Origin of the sequence: Spirillospora sp. NPDC048911 (assembly GCF_043198015.1) — a bacterium.
Lineage (GTDB): Bacteria > Actinomycetota > Actinomycetes > Streptosporangiales > Streptosporangiaceae > Spirillospora.
In genome coordinates this window covers 307,572-319,477 of sequence record NZ_JBICUD010000005.1, presented here as the reverse complement: position 1 = coordinate 319,477, position 11,906 = coordinate 307,572, and the positions used below count along the sequence as shown (strand labels likewise).

General features: G+C 69.5%; 12 protein-coding genes. 5 read left to right on the top strand and 7 right to left on the bottom strand.

The window, feature by feature from the left end; genetic code table 11:
• The first annotated feature begins 636 nt into the window (after nucleotides 1-636).
• On the top strand, nucleotides 637-1,938 hold the full coding sequence (locus ACGFNU_RS24320) for a hypothetical protein (RefSeq protein ID WP_392597037.1): 1,302 nt from the start codon (nucleotides 637-639) through the stop codon (nucleotides 1,936-1,938).
• On the opposite strand, the gene ACGFNU_RS24315 is transcribed toward ACGFNU_RS24320, so the two are convergent.
• The 4 genes from ACGFNU_RS24315 to ACGFNU_RS24300 form a co-directional block, all read right to left on the bottom strand.
• The gene (locus ACGFNU_RS24315; RefSeq protein ID WP_392597036.1) at nucleotides 1,917-2,456 is read right to left on the bottom strand and encodes a GNAT family N-acetyltransferase; all 540 of its coding nucleotides are present in this window, start codon (nucleotides 2,454-2,456) and stop codon (nucleotides 1,917-1,919) included. The two genes, ACGFNU_RS24320 and ACGFNU_RS24315, sit on opposite strands and share 22 nt — an antisense overlap.
• A 190-nt stretch (nucleotides 2,457-2,646) precedes the next feature.
• Nucleotides 2,647-4,767, bottom strand: coding sequence for an FtsK/SpoIIIE domain-containing protein (locus tag ACGFNU_RS24310; protein WP_392597034.1), 2,121 nt, complete (start codon nucleotides 4,765-4,767; stop codon nucleotides 2,647-2,649).
• Nucleotides 4,764-5,492: a DUF2637 domain-containing protein gene (locus ACGFNU_RS24305; RefSeq protein ID WP_392597033.1), complete on the bottom strand. Its 729-nt coding sequence runs from the start codon at nucleotides 5,490-5,492 to the stop codon at nucleotides 4,764-4,766. Before ACGFNU_RS24305 ends, ACGFNU_RS24310 begins: the two co-directional genes overlap by 4 nt.
• Nucleotides 5,489-5,782, bottom strand: a complete 294-nt coding sequence (locus tag ACGFNU_RS24300; RefSeq protein WP_392597031.1) for a hypothetical protein — start codon at nucleotides 5,780-5,782, stop codon at nucleotides 5,489-5,491. Before ACGFNU_RS24300 ends, ACGFNU_RS24305 begins: the two co-directional genes overlap by 4 nt.
• Nucleotides 5,783-6,480: 698 nt before the next feature.
• On the opposite strand from ACGFNU_RS24300, the gene ACGFNU_RS24295 reads away from it, so the two are divergent.
• The 4 genes from ACGFNU_RS24295 (at nucleotide 6,481) to ACGFNU_RS24280 (ending at nucleotide 10,224) form a co-directional block, all read left to right on the top strand.
• Nucleotides 6,481-7,050, top strand: a complete 570-nt coding sequence (locus ACGFNU_RS24295; protein WP_392597029.1) for an RNA polymerase sigma factor — start codon at nucleotides 6,481-6,483, stop codon at nucleotides 7,048-7,050.
• Nucleotides 7,043-8,128: a hypothetical protein gene (locus tag ACGFNU_RS24290; protein ID WP_392597028.1), complete on the top strand. Its 1,086-nt coding sequence runs from the start codon at nucleotides 7,043-7,045 to the stop codon at nucleotides 8,126-8,128. Before ACGFNU_RS24295 ends, ACGFNU_RS24290 begins: the two co-directional genes overlap by 8 nt.
• A gap of 147 nt (nucleotides 8,129-8,275) precedes the next feature.
• Nucleotides 8,276-9,301 carry an NADAR family protein gene (locus tag ACGFNU_RS24285; protein WP_392597026.1) on the top strand — a complete coding sequence of 342 codons (1,026 nt, stop codon included), beginning with the start codon at nucleotides 8,276-8,278 and terminating at the stop codon, nucleotides 9,299-9,301.
• A gap of 107 nt (nucleotides 9,302-9,408) precedes the next feature.
• Complete coding sequence (locus ACGFNU_RS24280) at nucleotides 9,409-10,224, top strand: SAM-dependent methyltransferase (RefSeq protein ID WP_392597025.1); 816 nt, start codon at nucleotides 9,409-9,411, stop codon at nucleotides 10,222-10,224.
• A gap of 36 nt (nucleotides 10,225-10,260) precedes the next feature.
• Here ACGFNU_RS24280 and ACGFNU_RS24275 read toward each other — a convergent pair whose 3' ends face one another.
• The 3 genes from ACGFNU_RS24275 to ACGFNU_RS24265 are packed head-to-tail and all read right to left on the bottom strand — an operon-like array spanning nucleotide 10,261 to nucleotide 11,874.
• A complete protein-coding gene (locus ACGFNU_RS24275; RefSeq protein ID WP_392597023.1) occupies nucleotides 10,261-10,677 on the bottom strand; it encodes a VOC family protein in 417 nt (138 codons plus the stop codon).
• Between the two features lie 10 nt (nucleotides 10,678-10,687).
• Nucleotides 10,688-11,107: a helix-turn-helix transcriptional regulator gene (locus ACGFNU_RS24270; RefSeq protein ID WP_392597021.1), complete on the bottom strand. Its 420-nt coding sequence runs from the start codon at nucleotides 11,105-11,107 to the stop codon at nucleotides 10,688-10,690.
• Nucleotides 11,107-11,874 (bottom strand): helix-turn-helix domain-containing protein, encoded by a 768-nt coding sequence (locus ACGFNU_RS24265; protein ID WP_392597019.1) that lies wholly within the window; start codon nucleotides 11,872-11,874, stop codon nucleotides 11,107-11,109. The genes ACGFNU_RS24270 and ACGFNU_RS24265 overlap by 1 nt, the downstream gene beginning before the upstream one ends.
• Nucleotides 11,875-11,906: the final 32 nt, after the last annotated feature.

Sequence of the window (11,906 nt, the reverse complement as noted above, 5' to 3'; positions counted from 1 at the left end):
GCGGGGGCCCCCCCCATGTTGGTTGGGGGGGGGGGGGGGGTGGGGGGGGGGGTGGGGGGGGGGGGGGGGGGGGGGGGGGGGGGGCGCCCCCCCCCCCCCCGCCAGTCTGTACGGCCACCGGGACCCACTCCGGCGCCCCTTGCTCAATCGCGGCGGAGGCCGGCCGAGAGGGGGCGCTCAACTCCGCCAGCCGCCGCCCCAACGCCGCCGGCGACCTGGCCTCGATCAGTCGGGTACGGTCCCGCGTGACCGCCCACCACCGGCCCGTGAACTCCCCGAACCACGCCCACACCCCAGGGAACCGACGCCGCAACTCCCGCGCGAACACCTCGGGATCGACATCCATGCCCGCCCACGGCGGATGTTCGGTTACCTTGCCCATAGCCCGACCTCCGATCGGGTCAGGCCCCGGAAAACGGCCGGTGTTCGCGCACCGGCACCGGGGCCGCTTGGCGTCTACGGGCGGGACGCACACCAGGTGAAGCAGTCGGACCACACGGGAACTTCAGTGGCTTGGTGCACGCCCCGCTGTCGCTCAGTCAAACCGCGTCACATGCCACAGCTGAACGGGGAGAATGGGGGGAGAGAGGGGGAGACGCACATCTCCCCATCCCGAGCCGGAAGGGTTGCGACGCGATGAGCGATGACGACCGCCCCGCATGGGCTCACCGGCTCCAAGCCGAGCGCAGAACCCGCGGCTGGGGAACGCACATCATGGCCCGCCGTCTTCTCGCGGCCATCGGCATCAGCGGCCCCGACCCTAAGCAGATCAAGAGCATCGCCCGGCAGATCCTCGACTGGGAGAAGGGCAAGCACTTCCCACGAGATTGGGCCGATGCCTACGTCACTGCGTTCGACACCACATGGGCCGATCTATTTGGGGATCGGGTGCACAACTGGGCATCCTCCATAAATGAGCCTTCCATCGACCTTGAGGACGACGTGAGACGGCGCGAGCTGCTACAGCTCGGCGCGATGGGCGTCCTTGCCGGATCGACCAGCGACCTCGTACGCCATTCGCTTGAACACGTCCTTGACGCCACCGAGACCAACCAGGCCGAAGACTGGAACCTCGCCTACCTCGACCACGCACACAGCATCCTGACCAGCCCGCCGACCGCAGTACACCGCGCGCTCATCCTCGACCTAGCCGCACTGCGCCAGCAGCTCACACGCGCCCCGAAGGACCGCGACCTGAAACGCGCTGCTGCCAAACTCTCAGCGCTGTCCGGCAACGTTCTGACTCGCATGGGCTCATACGACGAGGCCCGCCGTTGGTGGTCGACCGCCCGGCATATGGCCGATGTCTCCGGCGACGTGGACCTGTCGGCATGGGTACGCGGGATTGAGGCTGCATTCGCCTTGTACGCGCCCCGGCCTCTGCGATCCGCTGTGGTGCTGGCCGACGCCGCGCGGGATAAAGCTGGCGACCGCCCCTCGGCCGGCCTGTTGTGCGCCATGGGCGTCCAAGCCCAAGCCCTGGCCACCCTCGGCAGAGCCGAAGAGGCGCACAGGACCCTGGAGGAGCTGACCGACCAAGCCGAACGCACCAACGACGGCGACGGGTACGGCTGGACACCTGACTCCCTCGCGTACGTGGGGAGCTGGGTGCACGCCTACACAAGCTCTCCCGACGACGGAGTGGACGCACGCGCCCAAGTGATGCAGCTCTCGGAGTCGTATCAGAACATCGCGAACGCTCGGCTTCACGAGGCGATCGCCGTTGGCCGCAACGGCGGACACCGCGAAGCGCTCCGGACGGCGAGCGACGTCATCGGCGGCATGGAGCCGGCGTACCGGACGAGGATGATCGTCCGCACGGCTCAGCGTGTGCTGGAGGTCCTCCCGGCGGAGCGTCGCCAGGACGACACTGCGCAGGAATTCAAGGCGCTCCTGGAGATCCCAGCGGGCGGAGGTCAGCGCAGCGGCAGCACGTAGAGATCGAAGTGGGGGACAGGTGCGTCCGAGGCCGCGGGGACCCTGCCAGCCTTCCGCCATCCCCACCGCTCGTACATCTTCTGGACGTCGGCTTCCCGAGGGTCTGTCGCCAGAGTCGCCCGTTCCTCGTCCCGACGCGCAAGCAGCTCGTCGACCAGAAGCCGCCCGAGTCCCTTCTTCCGATGCTCAGGCAGGACGGCCAACTCGATGAGGGCGAAGGTGCGAACACCAGTTTCCTCCGTGAATCCCTGTTCCGGGGCCGGTTCGAGCCCTCGCCACCATCCCGACCCAGCGCGAAGAGTTAGGCCGTAGGCAAACCCGACGAGGTCGCCGTCGACTCGAACGGTGACCAGATCGAAGCCTGCTCCCTGGAACTGGGCAGCCCCACGAGCCCGGAAGTTCGCGAAGTCCTCTTCGGTCTGCGACTCGGCGTACACCGTGACGTACACATTGACGATCTCGTCGAAGACCTCGGCCGCCTGGCTCGTGCTGAGGTGCTGAAGTTGGGGGCTCGCCATGCCAGAAGCGTACGGGCCCCGGCTGCTTTGCTGAAGCCGCAATGAGGCGCGGATAGTTTCGTGTACCCCGAAACCGGTTTCACCCCCGGTATCGGCCGTGGCCTGCGACGTTTCGGGTTTCGGGGGGCACCGAAGCACCCCCCGAACCCGCCCCATCATGGCCTCTGAGTGAGCGCCAGATCGAAACCGGTCAGCCGCCGAGAGGCACTGCCTGCCTCGTCGGCAGGTCCTCCAACCGGAGGCCCTTCGCGCCGCCGCCGGCGCCGCGCCGGTTGATCTGCCGGGTCGCCACGCCGTACGGCTTGAGCGCGTTCGCGAGCATTGTGGATGCCGCCGCGCGGGCCTCTCGCGTTTGCGCCTCATCGAGCCCTTCGACGTTCAGCCACGCCCCGTAGGCGTCGGGCCGATAGGCCGCGAGCGCCTCGACGAGCCGGGCCGAATGCACCGCGTCCTCGCCCGCCGGCCACACCTCGCGCAGGTGGTCGATCAGATCGCTTCGGTCGACCGGCTCGGGTGCCTGGCCCGCGGCCTGGCCGGTCAGCGTCCCCGCTGCGATGCGCAGCGCGAGCGCCCGCTTGCCGATCTGCTCGGCCTCGGTCTGCTTGATGAACGCGGCCCGCACCGTGCCGCCCTCACGGCCGCGCACCAGGATGCCGGTGCCCTGCTCACTCGCGGAGATCTCGGTCGCGCGCAACCCGCGCTCGTGGGCGCCGGTGCCGAGCACGTTGTTGTTCGCGCGCCAGTCCATCACCGCCAGGCACAGCCGCGTTCCGACGCTGGACGACACCGACGACGGCAGTGACGGAGCATCGGGGTTCTGCGTGAGCAGGATCAGGATGATGCCGTATGCGCGGCCCTTCTTGATCAGCCGCGTACACAGGTCCGCGGCCTCGTCCTTGTACTCGGGGTGGGTGAACAGCTCCTGCGCTTCGTCGACCACGATGACGCGCGGCCCGAGGTTCTGCTCGGGGTAGCGCTCGGCCAGGGCCCGGGTGACGCGGCGGCCCTCGACGGTTTGGGAGGACGGAAGGCTCTTGATGAACGCGGCGCGGCGCTTCTGCTCGGCGATGCCCGCGCGCAGTCCATCCAGGGCGGCCTGCAAATCCTCGTCATCGTCGCCAGAGACGTACCGGTGGCAGACCGGCCGCACTGAGTCCAGGTCACCCGACCCCTTCAACTCGAAGACGTGCAACTCGGCGCTCGGGTCGAGCGCGACACCGAGCACGATCGCCAGCGCGCAGGACGTCTTGCCCGAGCCGGGAATGCCTCCGACCAGCAGGTTGGAGTACATGAGAGTGACCGTGACGAGGTTGCCGCGCGGGTCGAACCCGAACGGCAGCGGCTCGAACACATCGGCCTGGCCCTCGCGCATGAGCGGCCACAGCTTCCGCTTGGCCTTGGCGGGATCCTCACGCGCCACCCACAGCACCAGACGGCCAGGGTGGGCGTCACGATCGCCCTCGGGCCAGACGGTCGAGATCGGACGCCGCATCGCCGCGGCGAGGTCCTCCCGCTTCTCCAGCACCTTGTTCACGGTGATGCCCCGCGGCAGGTCGAGCTCAGCGCGCCAGCCGGGCCCGTCGGCGACGATCGGCGCGGTGAAGTCGACGGCACCCTTGATCCCGATCGCCTCCAGCGCCCGCTCGATCTCGCCAGAGTCCGGCCGCCGCTGCAACTGGACCGCGACGTACCGCTTGATGATCGGCCTGTCGGCGTCCTGCTCGGCCAACCCGAGCACCGACGCGAGCCCGGCGCCGACCATCGCGAGCGCCCAGCCGGGCAGGAACACCGCAGCGAGCGTGACGGCCAGCGCGACCGGCACCGCCACGACCACCGACAGGCGTCGCCGCGGCCCGGTGCGGTTGGTCTGCATCGCAACGAACTTCATCCACGTCTCGGGGTCGCCGGCCGCCGCCTTGGCCTGGACAGGCCGGGCCTCGGCGTCGTTGACCCACCGCCACCACCGGTAGATCAGCCGGGCAACCCCGCGCGGTGAGCGGCCCCACAGGCGACCCACGTAGACCGGCGACCGCAACGCGTAGAACGCGGTCTCCCGCGAGTAATACCGGGCCACGAACGAGGCAGTGTCGACGAACTGGCCGCGGTCGCGCACCCAGTCGGGGACAACCTGCGGCGCCTCGGCCAGCCATGCGCGGCGCTCGGCCAGCCAGTCCGACGGCTCGGCCGGACCGTCGACTGGGATAGCGGCCTCGGGCTCCTGGACGAGCTCCCCGTTGACGAGCTCGCCTTCGACGAGGTCGACGTCATCGGGGAGCTTGCCCAGGAAGACCGGCCGCACATCGCCGGTCACGCAGCCCCTTCGGTCAGGGCCGCATGGATGCGCTTGGCGCGCGGGTGACCGACTCGCAGCTCCCGGCGGATGCGCCGTACGGACGGCACGGTGCCGGCGGCGAGGTCGTCGGCGTACCGGTCGCGAGCGGTCGCGACCACCGGCGCCAGGTCAGCGTCGACCTTCTCCGGTTCGGGCTTGATGGTGTCCCACAGGTCGTACCCGACCGGGCTCTGATCTGCGGACTCAAGCTCGGGGAGCGGCCACCGTACCGGCGAGAGCGTCTCGGGTTCCGTCGCGGTCTCGGGAGGCGCTTCCGTGGTGACGAGGCGGTGCAGGGTACGCAGCAGGACCAGCAGGCCGAGCATGCTCGCGACCGGTGGTACCGCCGCGGTCGCTTGGTCGGCGAAGTCGTGGCCGACCGCGCCCACGTTGAACACCAGCGACACCCCCCAGCCGGCCGAGGCGATGCCGAACGGCAGCGCCACGTCGGCCCAGGAGAGACCACTCTTGCGGAGCCGGTGTCCTTCGAGTGCGAGCGCGAACAAGCCCAGCTCACCGACGGCGATGAACAGGTCGACCAGCAGCGGGAAGCTCTCGGCCTTCCAACCGGTCAGGTCGTGCTCGATCGCCCAGCGGTAGAGCCCGGCGTAGGACTGGGCGAACCCGTCACCCGTGGCGACCAGGACGGCCACAGCCATCAGGATGACGGTGGCGCGGTGCGCGAGGAAGGTGGGGCGCGTCATTCGCTGGTCACCTCGCCAGCGTGCGCGCGGAGCACGAGACCGACGATCACGGCGACCGTCTCGGGCTCCCAGATCGTGAGCCATGCCAAGATGCGCTGGTCGTAATCACCCAGCTCGACGCCGGCCGCCTCGCATGCGGCCAGCAGACGCTCCTGGTTGCACTTTGCGAGTGTGCCGCGCGGCCCGAGACGCGACAGCTGGTAGAACTCGCGGACGGTTTCGGCGGCCTGCTCGGCCGTCTCGTACGGCCCGACGTCGGACGGTAGGTTCTTCACGGGTTCGACCTCCACGGGGTCGGATCAAGGTCTCCGCCGGGCGTTGCAGTCGCACCGGCGGAGGCCGCCTCGGTCTATTCGATGGACGGGTTCGTTTCATGACGGGGATGTCGGAGATCGAGCTCGGGGGGCGGCGCGCGCAAGGGGGCAGGACCGCCGCGGAGCGAATGATCCGACCCGGCCCAACGCGTCCGCTTTACGCCCGGAATATGACCGGCAGAAGCCAATCGCAACCAACTTCAGTCGATCACCAGAACGCCCGCTTAGGCAGGTCAGGCAACATCTACCAACAAGCGCCAGTGATCGCCGATCATGGAGTCTGGAAGGACGCGGGTTCGATTCCCGCCACCTCCACTCGTGGGAGAACTGTGCCTGAAAGCCTTCGGCTTTCAGGCCGTTCTCGTTTCGGCATGCCCACCTGGGGGGCGACCCCCAGACCCCCGATGCGGGGGCTCCGCCCCCGCACCCCCTCGGGGCTCCGCCCCTTTTTGGGGCTCCGCCCCTTGCCCCCCTCGGGGCTCCGCCCCTTGCCCTCTCGGGGCTTCGCCTTTTTCTGGGGCTTCGCCCCTTGCCCCCTTTTTTGGGCTTTGCCCCTGCCTCGCTTCGCGAGGCTTTTTTGTGTTCGGGGTGAGAAGGGTTTGGGGGGCTTCGGACAAGTAGGGATGTGACCGTACTCTTCTATGGCCGACCTCCTGAGGCGGGAGCCCCCTTCCATGGCTGACGGGGCCGAGTCCGATGCCGAGATCATCGAGCAGTCGCGCCGGGATCCCGTGCGGTTCGCTGAGATCTTCAACCGGCATTACCAGGAGATCCAGCGCTACGTGGACCGGCGGCTCGGTGGAGAGGGCGCCGACGACATCGCCGCTGAGACGTTTCTGATCGCCTTTCGTGGGCGCGGGCGGTTCGATGTGGAGCAGGGGTCCGCCAGGCCGTGGCTCTACGGCATCGCGACAAAGCTGGTCGGCAGGCATCGCCGCGACGAGCTTCGGCGTTACCGCGCTCTGGCTCGCCTTGACAGGGGTGGCGTTCTGGAAGGCCATGAGGAGCGTGTCACTTCCGCTGTGGCCGCGGCCAACGCCGGGCTCGGAGCCGCTCTGGCGGACCTGTCACGGGGTGACCGGGACGTGCTGATGCTGGTCGCTCTGGCCGAGCTCAGCTACCCGGAGGTCGCCGCCGCGCTCGGCATCAAATACGGGACCGTCTGCTCCCGGCTCAGCCGCGCGCGGCGGCAGATCCGGGCCGCGCTGGAGCCCGCCGACGTCAAGGGAGGCAGCCATGGATGAGCTGGCCAAGGTCGGCGAGCTGCTGACCGCCGATCACCCGTCGACCGTCCATGCGATCGAGAAGAGCCGGCGACGGCTGCTGAACGAGGCGACCCGTGCCCATCGTTGGCATCCTCGGCGGTCCGTGACCAGGATGCCGAGGCGGCAGGTCGCGCTGGTCGTGGTCGTGACCGTTGTGATCACGCTCGTGGGCGGCTGGGGCGCTCGCGCGTGGTGGACGCGGCCGCTTTATCGCCCTGAGCCGCTGGCGGGGCAGACCGGTCCGGCCGCGTCCTTCCTGCTCTCCGCCGCTGACGGTTCGGCGCGCCGTGTCGCGACTGGGGCGCACTGGTATCTGGAGGCGCTGAACGGCATCACCGTCGTGGTCAAGTCGCCGACGCGGCCGAACGTCCGGTACACCGTCGAGATAAGCCGGAGTACATATGCGCTGGCGGTGGATGCGAGGAAGGAGCGTCAGGGCAAGTGGGCCCAGTGGGACGGGGACGACGTCGTCGTCCGACCTCTCAGCGACGCTGATCGAGCTGCCTGGACGGCGGACGGAGAGCCCGACGCCTTCGCCCTCAACGCGGAGCTGCCCGCACGCCTGGACGGACCGGACACGCAGGAAGGCGGGTACTTCGACATCGGCCCCGCCGAGGCGCGTGAGCTGCCGGCCGACCCGTCCGAGCTGCGGGCCTACATCCTGAACTACGCGACCAAGTTCGATCATGAGCGGCTGCGGGAGCCGGATCTCTATCTGTTCGTCTACGCGCCGCTGCTGCTCGCCGAGCTGCCCGTCTCCGATCGTGTCCGCATCGCGACGTACCGCATCCTGGCCAGCCTGAAGGGGGTGCGGATGGTCAACGCCACCGACGCCGTCGGCCGGAGTGGGAGAGCCGTCTCGATGCGCCAGACAACGCGGGACTACGGAACGATCGACTGGCAGCTCTTCATCGACCCGTGGAGTGGACGGCTCACCGCGAGCCAGGGGGTCGTCGTCACTCCGGGCGCCAAGAACGCCGGAGTTCCGCCGGGATCCCGCCAGTTCTTCCAGGTGGTGAGGAAGGCCGATTGGACGAACGAGCCTCCTCCGGAATGAGAACCGGGAACCGCCGTTTGACTGGCTTCGGCCGGCGTCTACCGTTCAGGGGTGACGTGGAGAGGGCCGACATATCGGCTGGTGGATGGTGAACGGATCGACGGGGTGTGGAGCCACGTCTGGGTCAGGAGCTACTCGGCTCATTACGTGGACGACTTGTTCGTGTTCGCGGACGGGGCGATTCGTTGTGGTGGGGTGACGGACGTTCAGGGGCTCGGGCGATGGCTTGAATCCGGGAAGGTCGCCGTCAGTGACCCGGAGCAGGTGGTTCCGGCGGCGGCGGAGGGGCCGCGCTGGTCGGCGCGGTACCCCGAGCCCCTGACGAACGAGGGATTCCTGGGGGAGGTCCGCGACCAGATCGAGACGCTGAACGGCCGGCCCACGAGCTCGGATCTGTGCTGGGATGCCATCAGGGCCTACCAGCGGGAGCCCACGGAGGCCAACCGGCTGCTGGTGAAGGCGGCGTATCTCGCGATCCCGGCTCACCGGCGCGTCTACGTGCTGGGCGACATGGATCGGCAGGACGTTCCGTTGCGGCAGCTGGTCACCGACCTCGGCCAGCCGGTCGGGGGCGATGGGCCGATCGCCACGACGGAGATGTACCGGGAGGTGCTGGAGTACTTCGAGGCGGGTGATCGGGGGGAGGAACGCGAACGGGAGGGTTACGCCGTCCTGCACGCCGACGACCCGGTGCAGGGTTCGCCTGCGATCACGTTGCACGAGCGGCTCAATCCGCCGGTGGAGGCTCCTGCAACGTTCGACCTGGAGGCGCTTCGCAACGAGTTCCCGACTCCGTTCTCCTATGGCGGCCAGATGTACCCCACCGTCCTGCATGGATATTGGGCGATCGCGGCGGCCGATCGTTCCGACCACGATCGCGTCCGTACGGCGGCGACCGTCAGGGAGGCGCATGAGGCCGGTGGCTGCGCGGAGCTGCGGCCCGACTGGGCCCATGTGCGCGTGGCCGTGATGGCCGCCTTGCTGCGCGCCAAGTTCACCCAGCATCCCGAGCTGGCCGAGCTGTTGACCTCCACGGGGGATGCGCGGATCAGCTACACCGGGATCTCCGAGTCGCCCCATTGGACGGACCGCGGCCCCAGGGAAGGACGCAATTGGGTGGGGCGCCTGCTCGAACTGGTCCGGGCTGAGCTAAGCCTCGGTGACCAGGCCTAGCAGAAGACCGGAAGGCCTGTCGGGCTGGGCGGTTTACGTCAAGATGAGGGTTCCGACTGTTCCGGGCTTCTCCCTGGAACGACTTCCCCTCGGAATGGAGCCCTCCTATGACGGGTGAGCAGCCCTACTCGAACCTTTCGGACAGGATCGACACCTCGGTCCCGCATTCGGCGCGGATCTGGAACTACTGGCTCGGCGGCAAGGACAACTACCCGGTCGACCGGGCCGCCGGCGACCAGTACCTGGAAACGTTTCCGGGCGTCGCCGACGTCGCCCGCGCGTCCCGGGGGTTCCTCACGCGGTCGGTGACCTATCTGGCGGCCGAGGCCGGCATCCGGCAGTTCCTCGACGTCGGCACCGGCCTGCCCACGGTGGACAACACCCACGAGGTCGCGCAGCGGGCCGCCCCGTCCGCCCGGATCGTCTACGTGGACAACGACCCGCTGGTGCTGGTGCACGCGCGGGCGCTGCTCAACAGCCACCCCGAGGGCGCGACGGACTACGTCGACGCGGATCTGCACGAGCCGGAGAACGTGCTCCAGGCCGCGGGCAAGACGCTGGACTTCACGCAGCCCATCGGGCTCATCCTGAGCGGGATCATGGGCCATGTCGCGGACGGCGACCGGGCGCGCTCGATCGTGCGGACGCTTCTGGAGGCCCTGCCGTCCGGCAGCTACCTCTCCCTCAACGACGGCTCCAGCGTCGTCTCCGGTGAGGCGGTCGAGGAGGCGCAGGAGGACTACAACGAGGGCGGGGCCGTGCCCTACACCCTGCGCAGCCCCGAAGAGATCACGCGCTTCTTCGACGGTCTCGAACTCGTCGAGCCCGGTGTGGTCTCCTGCCCGTTCTGGCGTCCCGAGCCGACGGAGATCGGCTCGCCGCAGCCCAGCGACGCCTACGGCGGTGTGGGCCGCAAGCCCTGACCCGCCGCGTTCCGGGACGGCCCCGCTCGCGCGGGGTCAGTCCTTGCGGGACTGGTTGAAGCGCAGGAGGTTGCCGGACGGGTCGCGGAAGGCGCAGTCGCGGACGCCGTAGGGCTGGTCCATCGGCTCCTGGAGCACCTCGGCGCCCGAGGCGGCGATCCGCTCGAACGTCGCGTCGCAGTCGTCCGTGCGGAAGATGACGCCGCGCAGCAGGCCCTTGGCCATCAGGTCCGTGATGGCCTGGTGGTCGGCCGCGGAGGCGTTCGGGTCCGCGTTCGGCGGCTCCAGGACGATCTCCACCTCGGGCTGGGCGGGCGGCGTCAACGTGACCCAGCGCATCTCCTCGAACGAGACATCGGTCTTGACCTTGAGGCCGAGCACGTCGCGGTAGAAGGCGAGCGCCTGGTCATGGTCGTGCACGGCGATGAAACAGTGGGAGAGGGTGAGGTCCATGGCGGTCAGGCTATGACCCGGAGCCGGGCCTGGCCACCCCGCCCCGGACCGGCCGCGTGTAGATCTTGGCGAAGCACGCCGGGATGTCGATGCCCTCGTCATGGTCGCGTGCGCGGTAGGCGCTGGGGCTCTCGCCGACGAGCTCGGTGAAGCGGGTGCTGAACGAGCCGAGCGACGTACAGCCGACCTCCATGCAGACCTCGGTGACCGTGAGGTCGCCTCGCCGCAGGAGCGCCTTGGCGCGTTCGATGCGGCGCGTCATCAGGTAGCTGTAGGGCGTCTCGCCGAACGCGGCGCGGAAGCTGCGCGAGAAGTGGCCCGGTGACATGAGCGCCGCCTGGGCCAGCGCCGTGACGTCGAGCGGCTGCGCGTAGTCGCGGTCCATCGTGTCGCGGGCCCGGCGCAGCAGTACAAGGTCTTCTGGGGTCATCATGCCCTCGCGTACGCGGCCGGCGAGGTGCCGACCGTGGCGGTGAAGTCGCGGGTCAGGTGGGACTGGTCGGAGTAGCCGAGGTCGGCGGCGAGCTCGGCCCAGTCGACGGTGCCGCCCCGGTCGGCGCGGGCCGCGGCCTCGTGGAGGCGGGCCCGGCGCAGCACCCATTTGGGGCTCGCGCCGACGTACTCGGCGAAGAGGCGCTGGAGCGTGCGGGTCGAGACGCCGAGGGTGCGGGCGGCCTGCGCGACCCGGGTGAGCGACGGGTCGTCGGTGATCCGGCCGACCATCTCCGCGACCTCTCCGGCCAGCGGGTCGGGCTCGGCGGGAAGGCGGGGGAGGAGGAACGCCTCGGCCCGCGCCGCCGGGTCGCCGGAGCCGAGCACGGCCTCGTTGACGTCCGCGATCTCGGCGCCGAAGAAGTGGCGGGCGGGCACGCGGCGGTCGGCGAGGTCGATCACGGGCCCGCCGGCGAACGACCGGAACCCGCCTGGCGTGAACTTGATGCCCAGGACGTGCCCCTCTCCCTCGATCCGCCGGACGAACAATCCGCGGTCCACGCCGTAGACGAGCGGTTCGGGCTCCTCGAAGACGAGATGCACGTTCGGGTGGGCGAGCACCTTGGTGTCGTACGGCTCCGGCGCCCGCCAGCGGACGTGCCAGTAGAACACCACGAACGGGGCCGCCGCCGGGGCCGGCGCGTGCGTGGCCGAGGTCGCGTACGAGGCGTTCTCGTCCGGGTTCAGGAGACCTCGCGGGTGCATCCGCCCAGGGTACTTGGCGCGTTTCTTCAAGA

What these genes read in the sequence shown, in the direction of transcription:
- ACGFNU_RS24315 (WP_392597036.1), bottom strand. Translation starts at nt 2,456, where the DNA reads ATGGCGAGCCCCCAACTTCAGCACCTCAGCACGAGCCAGGCGGCCGAG.
- ACGFNU_RS24295 (WP_392597029.1), top strand. Translation starts at nt 6,481, where the DNA reads ATGGCTGACGGGGCCGAGTCCGATGCCGAGATCATCGAGCAGTCGCGC.
- ACGFNU_RS24270 (WP_392597021.1), bottom strand. Translation starts at nt 11,107, where the DNA reads ATGACCCCAGAAGACCTTGTACTGCTGCGCCGGGCCCGCGACACGATG.
- ACGFNU_RS24305 (WP_392597033.1), bottom strand. Translation starts at nt 5,492, where the DNA reads ATGACGCGCCCCACCTTCCTCGCGCACCGCGCCACCGTCATCCTGATG.
- ACGFNU_RS24290 (WP_392597028.1), top strand. Translation starts at nt 7,043, where the DNA reads ATGGATGAGCTGGCCAAGGTCGGCGAGCTGCTGACCGCCGATCACCCG.
- ACGFNU_RS24320 (WP_392597037.1), top strand. Translation starts at nt 637, where the DNA reads ATGAGCGATGACGACCGCCCCGCATGGGCTCACCGGCTCCAAGCCGAG.
- ACGFNU_RS24275 (WP_392597023.1), bottom strand. Translation starts at nt 10,677, where the DNA reads ATGGACCTCACCCTCTCCCACTGTTTCATCGCCGTGCACGACCATGAC.
- ACGFNU_RS24265 (WP_392597019.1), bottom strand. Translation starts at nt 11,874, where the DNA reads ATGCACCCGCGAGGTCTCCTGAACCCGGACGAGAACGCCTCGTACGCG.
- ACGFNU_RS24280 (WP_392597025.1), top strand. Translation starts at nt 9,409, where the DNA reads ATGACGGGTGAGCAGCCCTACTCGAACCTTTCGGACAGGATCGACACC.